Origin of the sequence: Pseudoalteromonas marina (assembly GCF_000238335.3) — a bacterium.
Lineage (GTDB): Bacteria > Pseudomonadota > Gammaproteobacteria > Enterobacterales > Alteromonadaceae > Pseudoalteromonas > Pseudoalteromonas marina.
Map to the genome: position 1 here is coordinate 207,521 of NZ_AHCB03000007.1, position 16,875 is coordinate 224,395.

General features: G+C 41.2%; 17 protein-coding genes. 5 read left to right on the plus strand and 12 right to left on the minus strand.

The window, feature by feature from the left end; genetic code table 11:
• The first annotated feature begins 49 nt into the window (after positions 1 to 49).
• On the plus strand, positions 50 to 622 hold the full coding sequence (locus tag PMAN_RS12160) for a mechanosensitive ion channel domain-containing protein (protein WP_010556567.1): 573 nt from the start codon (positions 50 to 52) through the stop codon (positions 620 to 622).
• A gap of 60 nt (positions 623 to 682) precedes the next feature.
• Here the strand turns inward: PMAN_RS12160 and PMAN_RS12165 are convergent, their stop codons facing one another.
• From PMAN_RS12165 to PMAN_RS12175, 3 genes are all read right to left on the minus strand, one after another.
• Positions 683 to 1,741 carry a succinylglutamate desuccinylase/aspartoacylase family protein gene (locus tag PMAN_RS12165; RefSeq protein ID WP_006793167.1) on the minus strand — a complete coding sequence of 353 codons (1,059 nt, stop codon included), beginning with the start codon at positions 1,739 to 1,741 and terminating at the stop codon, positions 683 to 685.
• Positions 1,728 to 2,633 (minus strand): 30S ribosomal protein S6--L-glutamate ligase, encoded by a 906-nt coding sequence (gene rimK / locus PMAN_RS12170; RefSeq protein ID WP_006793168.1) that lies wholly within the window; start codon positions 2,631 to 2,633, stop codon positions 1,728 to 1,730. The genes PMAN_RS12165 and rimK overlap by 14 nt, the downstream gene beginning before the upstream one ends.
• A gap of 75 nt (positions 2,634 to 2,708) precedes the next feature.
• Entirely contained in the window at positions 2,709 to 3,131 is a 423-nt protein-coding gene (locus PMAN_RS12175) for an ATP-dependent zinc protease family protein (protein WP_006793169.1), read from the minus strand.
• Positions 3,132 to 3,397: 266 nt separating this feature from the next.
• Between PMAN_RS12175 and PMAN_RS12180 the strand changes: the two genes are divergently transcribed.
• Positions 3,398 to 4,369: a zinc transporter ZntB gene (locus PMAN_RS12180; RefSeq protein ID WP_010556568.1), complete on the plus strand. Its 972-nt coding sequence runs from the start codon at positions 3,398 to 3,400 to the stop codon at positions 4,367 to 4,369.
• 219 nt (positions 4,370 to 4,588) lie between these two features.
• Here PMAN_RS12180 and rraB read toward each other — a convergent pair whose 3' ends face one another.
• From rraB to PMAN_RS12225, 9 genes are all read right to left on the minus strand, one after another.
• Complete coding sequence (gene rraB, locus PMAN_RS12185) at positions 4,589 to 4,924, minus strand: ribonuclease E inhibitor RraB (protein WP_006793171.1); 336 nt, start codon at positions 4,922 to 4,924, stop codon at positions 4,589 to 4,591.
• A complete protein-coding gene (locus PMAN_RS12190; RefSeq protein WP_006793172.1) occupies positions 4,924 to 5,637 on the minus strand; it encodes a 1-acylglycerol-3-phosphate O-acyltransferase in 714 nt (237 codons plus the stop codon). Before PMAN_RS12190 ends, rraB begins: the two co-directional genes overlap by 1 nt.
• Positions 5,638 to 5,862: 225 nt before the next feature.
• On the minus strand, positions 5,863 to 8,160 hold the full coding sequence (parC, locus tag PMAN_RS12195) for a DNA topoisomerase IV subunit A (protein WP_006793173.1): 2,298 nt from the start codon (positions 8,158 to 8,160) through the stop codon (positions 5,863 to 5,865).
• Positions 8,161 to 8,170: 10 nt separating this feature from the next.
• A complete protein-coding gene (locus PMAN_RS12200; RefSeq protein ID WP_010556569.1) occupies positions 8,171 to 9,265 on the minus strand; it encodes a PQQ-dependent sugar dehydrogenase in 1,095 nt (364 codons plus the stop codon).
• Positions 9,266 to 9,294: 29 nt separating this feature from the next.
• A complete protein-coding gene (gene parE / locus PMAN_RS12205; RefSeq protein ID WP_010556570.1) occupies positions 9,295 to 11,184 on the minus strand; it encodes a DNA topoisomerase IV subunit B in 1,890 nt (629 codons plus the stop codon).
• A 42-nt stretch (positions 11,185 to 11,226) separates the two neighbouring features.
• Positions 11,227 to 11,787: a YqiA/YcfP family alpha/beta fold hydrolase gene (locus PMAN_RS12210; protein WP_010556571.1), complete on the minus strand. Its 561-nt coding sequence runs from the start codon at positions 11,785 to 11,787 to the stop codon at positions 11,227 to 11,229.
• Positions 11,772 to 12,557 carry a metallophosphoesterase gene (locus PMAN_RS12215; RefSeq protein ID WP_010556572.1) on the minus strand — a complete coding sequence of 262 codons (786 nt, stop codon included), beginning with the start codon at positions 12,555 to 12,557 and terminating at the stop codon, positions 11,772 to 11,774. Before PMAN_RS12215 ends, PMAN_RS12210 begins: the two co-directional genes overlap by 16 nt.
• Positions 12,544 to 13,002, minus strand: a complete 459-nt coding sequence (locus PMAN_RS12220) for a DUF1249 domain-containing protein (protein ID WP_008128954.1) — start codon at positions 13,000 to 13,002, stop codon at positions 12,544 to 12,546. Before PMAN_RS12220 ends, PMAN_RS12215 begins: the two co-directional genes overlap by 14 nt.
• A gap of 33 nt (positions 13,003 to 13,035) precedes the next feature.
• Positions 13,036 to 13,674, minus strand: a complete 639-nt coding sequence (locus PMAN_RS12225; RefSeq protein WP_008110587.1) for an NUDIX domain-containing protein — start codon at positions 13,672 to 13,674, stop codon at positions 13,036 to 13,038.
• 151 nt (positions 13,675 to 13,825) lie between these two features.
• Here PMAN_RS12225 and tolC point away from each other — a divergent pair, with 151 nt between their 5' ends.
• The 3 genes from tolC to PMAN_RS12240 all read left to right on the plus strand — a co-directional run bounded on the left by tolC (position 13,826) and on the right by PMAN_RS12240 (position 16,808).
• Positions 13,826 to 15,166, plus strand: coding sequence for an outer membrane channel protein TolC (tolC, locus tag PMAN_RS12230; RefSeq protein ID WP_010556573.1), 1,341 nt, complete (start codon positions 13,826 to 13,828; stop codon positions 15,164 to 15,166).
• A gap of 98 nt (positions 15,167 to 15,264) precedes the next feature.
• Positions 15,265 to 16,191, plus strand: a complete 927-nt coding sequence (gene lpxL / locus PMAN_RS12235) for an LpxL/LpxP family Kdo(2)-lipid IV(A) lauroyl/palmitoleoyl acyltransferase (RefSeq protein ID WP_010556574.1) — start codon at positions 15,265 to 15,267, stop codon at positions 16,189 to 16,191.
• Between the two features lie 44 nt (positions 16,192 to 16,235).
• Positions 16,236 to 16,808 carry a toxin co-regulated pilus biosynthesis Q family protein gene (locus PMAN_RS12240; RefSeq protein WP_006793182.1) on the plus strand — a complete coding sequence of 191 codons (573 nt, stop codon included), beginning with the start codon at positions 16,236 to 16,238 and terminating at the stop codon, positions 16,806 to 16,808.
• Positions 16,809 to 16,875: the final 67 nt, after the last annotated feature.

Consider the following 16,875-nt stretch of genomic DNA (forward strand, 5'->3'; position numbering starts at 1 on the left):
TGCTTTATTTACTACTTTTAACTACTACATAACTACAAAAGGCGCTATTTTGGAATTTTTAGATGTTTTAGAATTACTCACCAATCAATATAAACTCATAGTCACCATTATTGCCTTGTTACTGTTTCCAGTGCTTTTAACGCTAACTAAAAAGCTACTTGAAAAAGCCATTAAAGGCAAAGTTGATTTGCACCGTAAATACCGCGCAGAGTTACTTCTTAAAATTATTCTTGCCTTTGTCATGTTATGTTTAGTGCTAGTATTTTGGGGTATTGAACTAAGAGGATTATTGGTTCTAGGCTCGTCACTATTTGCAATGTTAGGTGTAGCGCTATTTGCAGCATGGTCATTATTAAGTAACCTGACCGCGTTTTTATTAATGTTTATTCAAAACGACTGCCGTGTTGGCTTTTGGGTACGCATTATCGATGGCGCAAACCATATTGAAGGGCGAATTGTCGAAATGGGCTTAATGAATGTCGTACTTGAGCATATTGATGGGCACCGCGTCATTTACCCTAATAACTTATTTGTTACCCGCCCTGTTTTGGTTTTAAACGCAGAGCCTAAACCATCAAAAGCACCTGCTGTTAAACGTATTATAGGCCCTAAAAAGTCATAATTTTTATATAAAAAAAGCCGCTTCAATGATTAAAGCGGCTTTTTACTAATTACTTAAGTATTAGTTATTTAGCTCTGCAGTTTTTAGCTCATCTTCTAAATCATTTATTCCATCAATAAATGTTTCTAGCTGCTGCTCAACCACGCTATTGTCGTTTGCAAAGTAAGCAATGTGGAATACAGCATCGCCTTCATTTACTAATGGCATAGTTTGCTGACCTATAATAATCCCACTTCGTGGCGCACGCAGTTCTAGCTCAGAATCACCAAGTGGACTACTTATAAACGCCAGTACTTGCCCTTTTGTAACACGCTCTCCTAACGAAACTTGAGCGCGCACAATACCATCTACTTCAGCACGCACCCAACTTGTTGAACGCGCAATGATAGGCTCAGGTATTTTTTTAGGGCGTTTACCACGCATCATTTTTAAATGACGCATTACATAATCAACACCTTGTACACCTGCGGCTATTGCAATCGGGTCAAAACGCAGTGCTTCACCCGCTTCGTAAGTAATAACCGGTATGCCTAAATTCGCCGCTTCACTTCTTAATGAACCATTACGCAATGACGCATCTATTACTGCTGGTGTGCCAAAGGCTTTGGCCATCTGCGCCGTAGCTTCATCCGCCAAATTTGCACGTATTTGTGGCAAGTTTGTTCGGTGTATAGCCCCAGTATGTAAGTCAATAATATGTGTGCAATGCACTGCAACTTGATTAAAAAACATATACGCCATACGACCCGCTAGCGACCCTCTTTCAGAACCTGGAAAACTGCGGTTCATGTCACGACGGTCGGGTAAATAGCGCGACTTATGAATAAAACCAAATACGTTAACAATGGGTACCGCGATAAGCGTGCCACGTAGCTGGCTTGGATCTATTTTAGCCAGTAATTGACGAACAACTTCTACCCCATTTAATTCATCACCATGAATAGCGGCACATACCATCAGTACAGGGCCTTCCATTACGCCATTAACAACCTCTATAGGTATGTTAAGAGGTGAGTGGGTATAAAGCTTTGCAGCTTCTAAAGCTAACGTTTTGCGTTCACCAACACCAATGCTTTCACCTAATAAAGTGAAAGGACGGTTAATTTTAACCTTTGCCACGAGTTGCGGTTCCTTTGATTGAGGCATTTTTTTCGATGAAATCAATCACCATGCCCGCAATGTCTTTACCTGTTGCTATTTCTATACCTTCAAGACCTGGTGATGAGTTAACCTCCATCACTAAAGGCCCACGAGATGAGCGAAGTAAATCTACACCCGCTACATTTAAGCCCATTGCTTTTGCTGCAGCAACGGCGGTTTTACGCTCTTCAGGCGTAATACGAACTAGTGTAGCGCTACCACCACGGTGAAGGTTTGAACGGAACTCACCTTCTTGCGCTTGGCGCTTCATCGCTGCAATTACTTTATCGCCTAACACAAAACAGCGAATATCCGCACCACCCGCTTCTTTAATGTATTCCTGAACCATAATATTGGCTTTTAAGCCCATGAAAGCTTCGATTACACTTTCAGCAGCTTTGCGCGTTTCAGCAAGTACAACACCAATACCTTGTGTGCCCTCTAGTAATTTAATCACAACCGGTGCACCACCAACCATTTCGAGTAAATCTTTCACGTCATCAGGCTTGCTCGCAAACCCCGTTACAGGCATGCCTACACCCTTGCGTGATAATAACTGTAACGAACGTAATTTATCGCGTGAACGAGAAATAGCCACAGATTCGTTTACTGGGTATACCCCCATCATTTCAAACTGGCGTAAAACGGCACAGCCATAAAATGTTACCGATGCGCCAATACGCGGCACAATGGCATCGAAATCTTTTAAGTTTTCACCGCGATAGTGAATTTCCGGCTGTTCAGAGTTTATATTCATGTACGAGCGAAGTGCGTCTATCACTTTCACTTCGTGCCCACGAGCCTCTGCAGCCTCGATTAAACGACGTGTTGAATATAGCTTTCTGTTACGAGATAAAATACCGATTTTCATAGTTAAAACCTTAACTAAATTTTATAGCATTAGTGCTTAATAGCTGCTTTTTATGCAACTTAAGCCCAATACTTTTTATAATAAATGAGATAATGCCGTGTCAACAATGACACGATTCTCCATGGCTGTTCGACCTAGCAACATTCTAAACTTCATGGTTGCACGGCTTGTGAGGGTGACTTCAATAGGCCAGCTATGTTCACCCGCATGTAATGTTGTTTCTATAAAATAACGCAGCTGTTTTTCACCACTGGAACTGGTTACGTATTTCATTTTTTTCACTTTAGCATTACAAGTAATTTGAGTTTCTTCGTCATCTTGTAACGGTTGAGCTGTAAATTTAACCCACTTTTCGCCATCAACTTCGTATTCTTCAATGTTAATTGCATGAATACATGAAGTGCGTGCACCAGTGTCAACTTTAGCCTTGATCCGCTCAATACCAAGCTCAGGTAAACTTAACCACTCACGCCAACCTATTGTTATTTTTGTCGTCATAAATGTGCCCTTAGTAAAAAAGAGGTTTATACGCTACGGGTGAAAAAACACCAACAAAATAAATTTATCTAGTCGATGAGTAAATTAAATTGATCTTTTAAGGTAACTCATCACACAATGCGCGCCTTGCTGAGCATAAAATTAAATCAGCACTATGACTCTACTTAAATTGAATATGTTTTAACTTATTAAAAGTAAATATGTTTTGGGTATGTAGATACACTATAGTTTACTGTATTAAAAATACACTCTTTTGAGATCTTATTATGATTAATGGTTTGCTTCATGCCCTAGTGCTTGATGAAAAAGGCGGTACACGTGCTGTTAAAAGCAGCGAAGACCTTCACAACTGGCAACCTGAGCAAGGTAAATTATGGGTCCATATGGATTACAGCCAAACCGACGTAGTCAACTGGCTCAAACACTGTGAGCTTTTAACCGATTATGAGCTAGAGTCATTTACGGCGGATGAAACACGCCCACGTATCACGCAGTCTGCAAATGGACACATGCTGTTTTTGCGCGGTGTAAACTTAAACCCAGCGCAAAGCCCCGAGGACATGGTGTCGGTACGTTTATTTATTAACGAAAATATAGTCATCACTTCGCGTAAGCGTCGCCTTTTATCTATTGACGATGTACTTAACTCGTTAAAAGACAATAAAGGCCCGTGCTCTATATCAGAGCTTGTGTGTGCTATTACACAAAAGCTGACTTCACGTATGCAAAGTGTTATTAACTCTTTAGATGAAACACTTGATGGCTTTGAAGAAGAAATAGACGAGCCAAGTAAGCGTTTTGACAACCAAGCGCTATCGCAGTTACGCCGCCAAACTATTGCGCTTAAGCGTTATTTAAAGCCTCAAAAAGAGGCGCTCACTACAATGGTAAACGGTCATTATGAGTGGCTTTTGGATGACGATAAGGCAAAGCTAAACGAAACCACTAACTTACTTATTCGCTACCTTGAAGAATTAGACAGCTCAATAGAGCGTGCACAAATTATTCAACAAACAGTTACTAACCATGTTTCTGAGCAGTTAAACCAACGTATGTATGTGATGTCGGTAGTGGCTGCCTTGTTTTTACCGCTAGGCTTTTTAACAGGCTTGCTTGGGGTAAACGTTGGGGGAATTCCAGGCACAGACAACCCTTACGCATTTACGCTATTTATTGTGTTTTTAGTGATACTTACTGGTGGTATTGGTGTGTATTTTAAAAATAAAAAGTGGCTCTAATAGTATTAAGTGATCTATCTGGAGGCTAAAAAATCATGTCGATGACAGGGCAAATATTTTGTTATTCTAAATACCTAAGTTTAAACCAGTGCCTCCCTGGTTTAGCCCTTCAAGTTTATTAAGTATTGATATAAACCTGATATAGCCATCAATTAAAAACTAAAAAGGCGCGCATTGTTAAATGCTCGCCTTTTTTAATTTTTATACTTGAATCGCTAATTACTCTTGAAAGTAAGTGCCCCAACCGTCGTACTCAACGTCGCATTCAACAGCAAGTGCTGCTAGTTTATCAACGTCTTCCATAATGACGTCTACGTCTAGCTCAGCTTCTACTACTATGTCGAAGCTCCAAATTTTGCTGCCGTCTTCAAGCTCAAGCTCTGCTGGCTCTTCAACATCGTAGCCTAATTTAAAAGCAGCCAATGCGGCTTGCTCTAGTTTAGGGAAGTCTTCACACACAAAGTGGTGCTCCACTTCATAAAGTATTTCAGGATCTGATCCATCTTCAAGTAGTGAACTTACGATGTCTTCACTTATTTCGCGCCAGTTTTCCATTATTTCTCTCTCACTTGAGCATCTAATTCGTTTATTTTAGCAGCCATAACAGTATGTACGTTTTGAGCGTGCTCTCGCGCACTTATACTTTTATCAAGTGATATAGGCGCTAACATTTCGATGTAAATTGTACCATTATCCCAACGATTTAGCTTAATGGTTTTATGCGTTGTATTCATACACACGGGAACCACTGGCACGTCCGCACTCATCGCGGTATGAAAAGCACCTGTTTTAAAAGGTAATAAACCGCGCCCATAGCTTCGTGTACCTTCTGCAAATACCCATATAGATAGCCCATTTTTCTTAATTTTTTCAGCTGCTTTTGAAATAGTACCAGCCGCTTTTGAACGATTTGCTCTATCTATTAAAATATTGCCTGACAGCCAATAAAGTTGACCAAAAAATGGGATCCACTTTAGGCTCTTTTTACCAAGACTTACACAGTTTTTTGGTACCATTGCTGGTACTGTAAATAAATCATAGCTATTTTGATGATTTGCAACGTACACTGCAGGGCCAATATTTTCGGCATCTTGATGGCGTGTCAGCACTAATTTAACACCGATCATTTTGGCCATAGAACCAAACCAGCCTGCAATTATGTGAACATTATTTGGGTGAAAAGGCCTGACTAATGAAAGTAACAAACCAAAAATACAACTCAACAATATAAACATAAACATAATAAAAACACGTATTACAGCTAACAAACTCGTTCTCCAAATCAATTGTGTGCGGTGCGCATGTCATTACGCACTATGACACTATTATAGCGTTATTTTGTGACACAGACGAGATAATAGCGAACAACTGTACGCTGAAATAGAGTCAATGCTAAAATTAATTGCTTAACACATAACAATAAAATGGTAAAAATTGGGCTCTACAAACAAAAACGGCCTGCAATTGCAGGCCGTAATACGTGAGCTCAACGCTTATGATTCATCTGCTGTACTTTCAACAGGCTCTTCATCTTGAGGCGTTAGCTCAACAACGGCTTCATCAACACGCTGCAAGCCTCGCGGTAACTTATTCCCACGACGACCTCGTTCACCATGGTAATGCTCTAAATCTGTTGGTTTAAGGGTTAGCTTGCGTTTACCGGCATGCAATGTAACGCTACTTCCTAGAGGGACAACAGCCAGTACTTTCACAAACTCTTCACGAGCCTGTACCTTCGCACCAGGGATAGAAATAATTTTATTACCCTTACCTTTACCTAGTTTAGGTAAATCGCGTAGTGGGAATAAAAGCATGCGTCCTTCGTTAGAAATAGCCATGCAGTAATCGCTAGCTACATCGCTCACTCTAATTGGTTTGAGTAAAATACCGCCTTTAGGCACACTCACTAACGCTTTACCGTTTTTGTTTTTACTCACAAGGTCTTTAAAATCAGTGATAAAACCGTAACCCGCGTCCGATGCCATAAGTAATACTTGGCTATCTTCAGCCATAACAACGTGCTCAAAATTTGCACCTGTTGTTAAGTTAAAACGCCCAGTCATTGGCTCGCCTTGGCTACGTGCCGACGGTAAACTGTGTGCATCAGTTGCAAATGCACGCCCTGCTGAATCTAAAAATACGGCGGGCTGATTACTCTTACCGCGAGCTGAAGCTCTGTAGGCATCGCCTGAGCGGTAACTTAACCCTTGCGCATCCAAGTCATGGCCTTTACCAACGCGTGCCCACCCTTTGTCTGAAAGAACAACAGTCACTGATTCCGATGGAATTAAGTCTTTTTCGTTTAAAGCTTTCGCTTCCGAGCGCTCGATCACAGGAGAACGACGATCGTCACCATACATTTCTGCCGCTTCTTGAATTTCTTTTTTAAGCAACGTTGACATACGGCGGTCAGAACCAAGCGTGAGTTCTAATTTATCACGCTCTTTAGCAAGCTCGTCTTGCTCACCACGAATTTTAAACTCTTCAAGTTTAGCTAAATGGCGGAGTTTTAACTCTAAAATAGCTTCTGCTTGTATATCGGTTAAATCAAAGCGCTGCATTAAAATAGGCTTTGGCTTATCTTCACTGCGAATAATTTCAATCACTTCATCAATATTTAAGAATGCAGCTAATAAGCCTTCTAAAATATGTAAGCGCGCCAGTACTTTATCTAAACGATACTGCAAACGACGACGAACAGTCTCGCGCCTAAATATGAGCCACTCACTTAAAATACTACGCAAATCTTTAACCTGCGGACGACCATCTAGCCCCAGCATATTTAAGTTTACGCGGTAGTTTTTTTCTAAATCGGTGGTCGCAAACAAGTGAGCCATTAATGGCTCTGCTTTAATACGATTAGAGCGCGGTATAATCACTATGCGTGTTGGGTTTTCGTGATCTGACTCGTCACGTAAATCAGCAATCATAGGCAGTTTTTTTGCGTTCATTTGCGCTGCAATTTGCTCAAGCACCTTACCGCCTGAACATTGATGCGGAAGCGCGGTGATCACAATATCGCCCTGCTCTTCACTATACACCGCACGCATTTTAATTGAGCCTCGGCCGGTTTTGTATATTTTATGAATATCGGCTTTTGGGGTAATTATTTCGGCATCGGTTGGGTAGTCAGGTGCGTGTACTAGCTCTAATAATTCATCAAGCTCTGTCTTTGGTTTGTCGAGTAATAAACAACATGCACTGGCTACTTCTCTCACGTTATGAGGCGGAATATCAGTTGCCATACCAACAGCAATACCGGTAATACCATTAAGTAAAATATGTGGTAAGCGTGAGGGCAATACAACCGGTTCGTCTAGTGTACCATCAAAGTTTGGTGTCCAATCTACCGTGCCTTGGCCAAGCTCTTTAAGCAGTACTTCAGAAAACTTAGATAAACGCGCTTCAGTATAACGCATTGCAGCAAATGATTTAGGATCATCAGCAGCACCCCAGTTTCCTTGGCCGTCGACAAGTGGATAGCGATACGAAAACGGTTGCGCCATAAGTACCATGGCTTCATAACAAGCACTATCGCCATGAGGGTGATATTTACCAAGTACGTCACCCACGGTACGGGCTGACTTTTTGTATTTAGCCGCGGCCGATAAACCTAATTCGCTCATCGCGTAAATAATACGACGCTGCACTGGTTTTAAGCCATCACCGACATGTGGCAAAGCACGATCCATGATCACGTACATGGAATAGTTTAAATAGGCGTCTTCAGTAAAGCGCCCCATTGTTTGTTGCTCTATTCCTTGCATTAGCAAGGTATCTGTATCACTCATTAAAGCTTACCTAGTTTTTCTTATAGCTTACGCGGTAGATTACATTGGCGTAATCGTCACTTACTAACAGACTGCCGTCACCTAACTCTGCAAATGCAACTGGGCGTCCAAATGTTGTTTCGTCTTTCATAAAGCCGGTAATAAACGGCGTGTATTTAGTCACACGGCCTTGCTCTATTGTGGCTATAGCTACTTTGTAGCCTGCTTTTTTACTACGATTCCATGAGCCATGTTCAGCAACAAATAACTGCTCTTTGTAGCTTGCTGGGAATTGTTTTGCGTTGTAAAAATGAATACCTAATGGTGCCACATGGGCAGTCAATGCGAGCGCAGGAGACGTGTAATCAGCAATATTTTTTCCTTTACCAAATTCAGGATCACTAATCGCACCGGCATGAATATAAGGGAACCCAAAGTGCTCCCCTTCTTTACTTACGCGGTTTATTTCATCTGGTGGAATATCATCGCCCATCATGTCGCGACCATTATCACTAAACCACAAAGCCTGAGTGCTTGGGTGAAAATCAAAACCAACGGTATTTCGAACGCCCTGCGCTATTGTTTTAATTTGCTTGGTTTCTACGTTTAGTGAAAAAATACGACCAAAGCGCTCGTCTTCGGCGCAAATATTACACGGTACACCTACAGGAATAAGCAATTCGCCTGTGGGTGTGAAACGTAAAAACTTCCAGCCATGGTGGCGCTCTGAAGGCAATGCGTTGTAGATCACATCAAACTTTGGATCTTTTAATTGGGTGTCTATATTTTTAAAGCGAATAATACGATGCACTTCACCTACGTATAAATCACCATCTTTAATAGCCAGCCCTGAGGGCATATTTAAACCCTCTGCAATCACAATTTTTTTATCGGCTACGCCATCGCTATTATGATCGATAAGCGCATACACATTACCTGCTTTGCGCGAGCCTGCGTAAACAATGCCTTTTTTTGATACTGCAATTTGGCGCGCATTTTCAACGTCGTCTGCAAATAAACTAAGTTCAAAACCAGGCGCAACACTAAGCTTGTCTAGTATGTTTTTAGCCATTGCAGGCGCACTTATTAAACTCAGTAACAATACACTTGCTAGTAGTTTATTCATTTCTATCTCCTAGTGGCCAACACGCATCATTATACTTGTGCCTTGTTACCATGATCTTCTAACCATTGGCGCCTGTCTGGCGAACGCTTTTTAGCAAGTAACATATCCATCATTTCCATGGTTTGAACTTCTTCATCAAGTGTTAGCTGAACTAAACGTCTTGTATTTGGATCCATGGTGGTTTCGCGAAGTTGCAGTGGGTTCATTTCACCCAATCCTTTAAATCGCTGTACGTTTACTTTACCGCGTTTTTTTTCTGCTTCAATACGGGCCAAAATACTGGTTTTTTCATCTTCATCTAGGGCGTAAAATACCTCTTTACCAATATCTATTCTAAATAGTGGTGGCATTGCTACGTATACATGACCTGTTTTTACTAACTGCGGAAAGTGTCGAACAAACAAAGCACATAAAAGTGTGGCAATGTGAAGACCATCAGAGTCAGCATCGGCCAATATACAAATTTTATTGTAGCGTAGCCCGCTCATGTCGGCTGAATCAGGATCGATCCCTAAAGCCACCGAAATATCATGTACCTCTTGCGATGCTAATATTTGCCCTGACTCAACTTCCCACGTATTTAAAATTTTACCACGCAGCGGCATTATTGCTTGAAACTCACGATCTCGCGCTTGCTTAGCCGAGCCACCAGCAGAGTCACCCTCTACTAAAAATAGTTCAGTACGGTCGTTATCTGCTGCGCTACAGTCGGTAAGTTTACCTGGTAATGCAGGTCCCGCTGTAACGCGTTTGCGCACTACTTTTTTAGCGGCTTTTAAACGACTTTGTGCGTTTGATATACACAGCTCAGCTAACAATTCTGCTGTATCGGTATGTTCATTTAACCAAAGGCTAAATGCATCTTTTACAACACCCGAAACAAGTGCCGCACACGTGCGTGAAGACAGTTTTTCTTTTGTTTGGCCGGCAAACTGAGGGTCTTGCATTTTAACCGAAAGCACATAACTACAGCGCTCCCATATGTCGTCTGGGGTAAGTTTTACACCACGAGGTAATAGGTTTCTAAATTCACAAAACTCGCGCATGGCTTCAAGTAAGCCTTGGCGTAAACCATTAACATGTGTACCGCCTTGCGCAGTGGGGATTAGGTTTACATAACTTTCAGCTATCGACTCACCGCCCTCTGGCAGCCATACAACAGCCCAATCAACACCTTCTATAGCGCTTTTAAACTCACCTACAAATGGGTCTTGTGGCAGCGTTTCGAAACCTTTAACCGCTTCAATTAAATAATCTTTTAAGCCGGTTTCGTAAAACCATTCTTGCGTTTCTTTTGTTTGTTTATTAACAAATTTAATACGTAAACCAGGGCAAAGTACCGCTTTGGCTTTTAATAAATGATTAAGCTTGGTAATAGAGTAATTAGCAGAGTCAAAATAGCTGGCATCAGCCCAAAAGCGCACGGTAGTCCCGGTGTTACGTTTACCAACAGTGCCTATAACGTTTAAATCTTCAACTTTATCGCCGTTTTCAAAGGCCATTCTGTATTGCTGTGCATCACGGCGAACCGTTACTTCTACACGTGTAGATAATGCATTTACAACTGAAATACCTACCCCATGTAAACCACCTGAAAACTGATAGTTTTTGTTTGAGAATTTCCCCCCGGCATGCAGCTTAGTAAAAATAAGCTCTATACCTGGAATACCTTCCTCTGGGTGAATATCAATGGGCATACCACGACCATCATCACTGACTTCAAGCGAGTTATCTTCGTGTAGAATTACATCAATCTTAGTTGCATGGCCCGCCATAGCTTCATCGACACTGTTATCGATTACTTCTTGGCCTAAATGATTTGGGCGCACAGTATCGGTGTACATCCCGGGGCGTCTTTTTACCGGATCTAATCCATTAAGTACTTCAATGGCTTCGGCGTTATAATTTTGATCACTCATAGTTTTTATCTTTATATGCGCTAAGGCTATGCTTAACTAGTTTTACGTGATTTTAAGAAAATCTACAATACTTGCAAAGGTTTGTTCAAAGCCAAGATAGCTATGATCGCCACCAAACTCGATCCTTTGCTTACATTGCGAATAATAGTTTACTGCGTGTTGAAAATTTAACACTTCATCGCCTGTTTGCTGTAATAAATACAGTAATTCAGGGTGCTTTAGGTGATCAACAGCCAACGCTTTTAAAGCCGCTATGTGGCTGCTATTCAATTCATAATGATAATCTTGATACGGATTATAATTTAAACCAAGCAACGGCTTTAATAAAGTGTATGGCGCAACCGCGGGATTTATAACCACAGCAGGAATTTGATAACGCTGCGATAAATACGTGGCAAAAAATCCACCTAATGAGCTACCTAATAAAACAGTATTAGGTGTAAGTAATTGCTCAAGCGCTATGATGGCTTGTATGGGCTCATGGTTTAGGCACGGTACACAATAGTCAACGTCATAGTGTGCCATAAGCTCGCCAAAGCGCACAGCTTTATATGATTTATCTGAGCTATTAAAACCATGAATATAGATTACCCGTTTAGCCATACTACTTCCATATCTGTGCTTATATTCTCTTTATTCGTGCTTACACATATTAGCCTGTATGCTGGCCCATGGTCTTGCTGTATCCATTCGGGGCTGTGTTTTTTAAACTGCACTGAGCTGGCTGGGGTCGCGTAAATGGGAAGCGCTCTAAACGTTTGAATGTATTCGTTATGAACATGACCATGAAACAAGCCTAAAACGTTTTCGCTATTAACTAAAATATTAAGTAATTGCGGCCCGTTTTCGAGCATGTGTTTGTCTAGGTAGCCATCAATAGGAAGTGGGTTATGGTGACAAAACATAATTTTGGAACTCGCCGAAGCAAACAGCCGTTCGGTAATTTCATTCAAATGCGTGCCTGTTACCCACCCTGCAGGCGTTGGCCCTTTAGAATTAATAAGAAGTAACTCAACGCCATTTGCCACTATATGTTTAGCGCGATTTATTTGCCCACCACTCATTCGATTAAGCTGGGTAATGTCATCATGGTTACCTGGAACCCAAAAAACAGGGCATCTTAAATCACTTTGGTTAATCAGCTCACTAAATAAAAAATAGGACTCTGGGCTATGATCTTGTGTAAGGTCGCCGCCAAATATTACAAAATCAAGGGATTGCTTAGCCATATGAGCCAGCGCCTGTTCAAAGTAATTCGCCGTATTTACGCCAAAGTACTCATCTGCTTTATTTGAGAATAAATGACAATCGGTAATATGTGCTATGCGTAGCGACGACTTATCAATGAGGTAAGGTTCATCAAACCAAGCCATTATTTACATCCCAATTCAGCGTTGCTTGTCCGTGTTCTACACAGGCTACAAGCCAGTCGTATAAAAATGCATTAAGTTGATATTTTTCATCTTTTTGGTGCATTTTTGGATTAGGGTAACCATAAGAAGGCTTAATACGCTGATGGTAATCGTGATGGATAATTTCAGCCACTTTAGCATCGTGATACAACCTCACAGTTAAATAAAGCGGTGCAATCCCCTTTACCATGCCGCTTAGCTGCTTAATAGAAATATCCATAGTGTATTTTGCACTGCCATCAACCTTAGTCGCAAACTCACTGTTCCCCAACTTCACTTCTCGGCTGCAGCCAATCGCTCGTTCAGCCGGTAACAATTTTAAAAGTCGTAAGTAGTTGTGCTCACAAAGCGTTAAATACTTTGGGAGGCTTTGGATATATCTATTTGTTGCTAATTGTACTGTCAAAATACCACCATTATACTGTGAGCCAATTTGTAGCTATGAAGAAGAGTCTGTCCACTTGTGTTTCATTTTTTCATGGTTAAGTGCAAGCCACTGCATGCAAATAACAGTTGCAGCATTATCCATTTCACCATTGTTGAGGCGAGTTAGCGCATCATCAACGCTGAGTACGTGAGTTTTTATATCTTCACCTTCGGTTTCAAGGCCATACACACCAGACTCAACGTCACTTAAATCGGCTCGTGCTAGGTATAAATGTAACCGCTCTGTTGTACCTCCTGGGCTTGAAAGGTACGAAAGCATAAATTCAAGCTCTGTTAAATTAAGCCCAGCTTCTTCGTACGCTTCTTTCTTTACGACCGATTCATAATCGTCACTACCGTCAGTCATTCCAGCAATACATTCTAGTAGCCAAGGTGAATGTTTGCTTTTAATAGCCCCTATACGTATTTGTTCTATTAAAAGCACAGTGTCTGATATGGGGTCGTAAGGCAACACAGCAATGGCGTCTCCACGCTCTAAAATCTCGCGACTAATAAGTTCTGATTTACCGCCCGCAAACAAGGCATGTTCAAACTGATACAAATCAACCTGAAAAAAGCCTTTATACAAATTTTTGACCGGCTTTACGCTGACATCTTTATGCGTAAACTGAACAAGTTTTTTATCTGGCACGTAAGCATCCTCTACTTATTAAAAACTTTGAAGTACGTTAATATATTCTGTTACATTTCGACGCACTGTTTTACTCTTTTTATTTTTAGTTATTACGTAAAACAGGTTACCATGGTTTTAGTATAAAAATTGTCTAAGGACCGAACAACACATGAAAAAGAACATTCTTGCGGCGCTAGTTAGTTTATCATGCGCATTAGGCACAACAGCAGCAAACGCTGAAGATTTACTACAAGTTTTTGAAATTGCAACGGCCAACGATCCTACCGTTTTAAAAGCAAAAGCCCAAGCAGATGCACAATCTTACCAAGCAGATACTGCAATGGCTGCATTATTGCCGCAAATTGGTTTAACAATGGGTTACACAAAAAGTGACTCAACCTCTTTTGAAAGTGTGGATGAAAAAGTTGAAAGCGACTCTGATCAATTCACCCGTGGTCTTAGCTTAAGCCAAACCTTATTCGACTTAGGCGCATGGAACTCGTTAGACATTGCAGACAAACAAGCGTTGCAAGCAAATGCTCAATACGACTCGGCTAAACAAAACTTAATTGTTCGTGTTGCTGAAGGCTACTTTAACGTTTTAAGTGCGATTGATAACCTTGAATTTATTAAAACGGAAAAGCGCGCCATCGAACGCCAGCTCGAACAAACTAAACAACGTTATGCTGTTGGTTTAACGGCAATTACCGATGTACACGAAGCACAAGCACAGTTCGACAACTCTGTTGCACAAGAAATTATTGCTAATAACTCAGTAGAAACAGCGCGTGAGCAACTACGAGAAATTACGGGTAAATACCACGCTAAGTTAGACTTTTTAAATACAGAGACATTTTCTACAACTAAGCCAGCTCGAGACTCTAGCGACTTTTTAAATATTGCTAAAGATAAAAATATTAGCTTGCAAGTAGCTAAAGTAACTGTAGATATTGCGCAAGATCAAATTAAACTGGCAAGAGCGGGTCACTATCCAAAGCTAACCCTAAGCGCAAGTTATGGCGACTCTTTAACAGACGCAGACAGAAATGGTACAAGCCTAACTAAAAAGCCACGTGAAGACTCAACCTCGGTAGGCCTTAACTTTAGCCTGCCTTTATACTCTGGAGGGGCAACAGTAGCAGCTACCGACCAAGCACGTGCATTTTACGTGGCAGCTAGCCAAGATTATGAAGCCAATTACCGCGCAATTACCCGCACGGTTATCACGTCTTACAATCAAGTAGTGTCTGACATTGCAACCTATAAAGCGCTAGAGCAAGCAGTTGTATCTGCCCAAAGTGCTTTAAAAGCAACAGAGGCAGGTTTTGAGGTTGGTACGCGTACAATTGTTGATGTACTTGTAAGCACACAAAACTTATACAATGCTAAACGTAACCTTGCTGATGTACGTTATCGTTATGTGCTGTCTACTTTGCGCTTAAAGCAAGCAGCGGGTACACTAACAAGCAAAGACCTAGTAGCTATAAACCAGGGTTTAAAAGCAGCCTAAACAGTCAAAAAACACATACAAAGCCAGCTAAATGCTGGCTTTTTGTATTTTACAGCGCTTAGCGTTAAACTAGCGTTTTTAATTTTAGAGCAATTTTTGTGGTCACCTCATCTCCTTTTAAAGCATCTTTTTTAGGCCCTCGATACTGGCTAACGTGGATTGGCGTTTTTTTCTTATACCTAATTTCTTGGCTTCCGCAAAAACTTCAATTAGCCCTGGGCAAACTACTTGGCCGTTTAGTTCATAAATACATGAAACGCCGCCGACACATTGCCGAAGTAAATATTAAACGCTGTTTTCCTGATATGAGCGACGAAGATCAAAAAGCATTGGTGCTAAAAAATATGGAAAACACTGGCATTGCGATGGTTGAAACCGGAATGGCATGGTGGTGGCCGCAGTGGCGAGCGAAAAAAGCTTTAGGGTCTTTAAAAGGGCTTGAACACTTTGAACGAGTGCAACAATCTGGAAAAGGCGTACTGTTACTAGTACCTCATGTTTTACACCTTGAAATGGCAGGCCGATTAATGGGGTTGGGCTGTATGGGTATCGGTTTTTACCGCCCGCACAACAACCCACTAATGGAGTACTTTACGACTAATGGCCGCCTTCGCTCTAATGAATACTTGGTCGGTAAAAAAGACGTAAAAGGCTTACTAAAAGCCTTAAAAAATAAAAAAGTGTGCTACTACCTACCCGATCAAGACTATGGCCGTAACCGCTGCGAATTCGTCCCTTTTTATGCAGTGCAAGATACCGCAACTACAACAGGTACACTGATGTTCGCTGGCAGTAAAAATTGCGAAACTATGAGTTTGATTACCCGCCGAGACGAAAGTGGAAAGTACCATTTAGAAATTATTCCAGAGCTTGAAAACTTCCCAAGCGGTGATGACAAAGCCGATGTCACGCGTGTTAATCAACGCATGGAATTATCAATTAATGCCGCACCAGAGCAATACATGTGGCTACATCGCCGTTTTAAAACGCGACCAGATAAAAATACTCCTTCATTTTATAAATAGTAATGGTATAACAATAACAGGAACAAATAAGGGTGGTTGTTGTAATGTGGTTTTGGATTAGGTACTTGTCATTTGCAGTTATATTAATAGCGCTTGCTGCGTACTTTTTAATGGGAAATGTTCCAACATTAGATTTAAAAGAATCTAAAAATGCCGCTGCCGAAGGATTATCTCGCTTTTATGCCTCGATTCGAAATCAAGTTAAAAGCAACAAAGAGCGCGACCAATACGTATTGAGTTTAAAAAAGCCAGATCAAACTGTCGATAGAGTTTTAGCTGAGCGAACGCGCACTGTTACCCCCATGCCAGCAAGTTGGACAGGAAGTGTGGAGCCTAGGCGCTTCGAAAACGGTTCAACATTGAAAGATGTTTTAGTTGAGTATGCTAAAAGCGAAGGCATTGAGCTCTATTGGTACTTAAGTAAAGACTATGTCGTTAAAGATCATTTTAGGGTCGACAGTAATTTCACCTCAGCCCTGTACCAAGTAGGCAGAGCTATAAATGATGACTTTGAACACGAGGTTTACACCTACTTTTGTAATAAGCAAAGAGCGGCAGTAATTACTGAATTGCCCTCTGAGTTTGTGCGTGCTAACTGCTTAAAACTCAACATTTGAGTTATATAAAAAATCACGCTTTTGCGTGATTTTTATCAAAGCACATCACTCAGAGCGTGTTTGCTTA

Excerpts from the sequence above, each read along its gene's own strand:
- rimK (WP_006793168.1), bottom strand. The coding sequence starts at position 2,633 with ATGAAAATCGGTATTTTATCTCGTAACAGAAAGCTATATTCAACACGT.
- PMAN_RS12175 (WP_006793169.1), bottom strand. The coding sequence starts at position 3,131 with ATGACGACAAAAATAACAATAGGTTGGCGTGAGTGGTTAAGTTTACCT.
- PMAN_RS12180 (WP_010556568.1), top strand. The coding sequence starts at position 3,398 with ATGATTAATGGTTTGCTTCATGCCCTAGTGCTTGATGAAAAAGGCGGT.
- rraB (WP_006793171.1), bottom strand. The coding sequence starts at position 4,924 with ATGGAAAACTGGCGCGAAATAAGTGAAGACATCGTAAGTTCACTACTT.
- parC (WP_006793173.1), bottom strand. The coding sequence starts at position 8,160 with ATGAGTGATACAGATACCTTGCTAATGCAAGGAATAGAGCAACAAACA.
- PMAN_RS12200 (WP_010556569.1), bottom strand. The coding sequence starts at position 9,265 with ATGAATAAACTACTAGCAAGTGTATTGTTACTGAGTTTAATAAGTGCG.
- parE (WP_010556570.1), bottom strand. The coding sequence starts at position 11,184 with ATGAGTGATCAAAATTATAACGCCGAAGCCATTGAAGTACTTAATGGA.
- PMAN_RS12210 (WP_010556571.1), bottom strand. The coding sequence starts at position 11,787 with ATGGCTAAACGGGTAATCTATATTCATGGTTTTAATAGCTCAGATAAA.
- PMAN_RS12215 (WP_010556572.1), bottom strand. The coding sequence starts at position 12,557 with ATGGCTTGGTTTGATGAACCTTACCTCATTGATAAGTCGTCGCTACGC.
- tolC (WP_010556573.1), top strand. The coding sequence starts at position 13,826 with ATGAAAAAGAACATTCTTGCGGCGCTAGTTAGTTTATCATGCGCATTA.
- PMAN_RS12240 (WP_006793182.1), top strand. The coding sequence starts at position 16,236 with ATGTGGTTTTGGATTAGGTACTTGTCATTTGCAGTTATATTAATAGCG.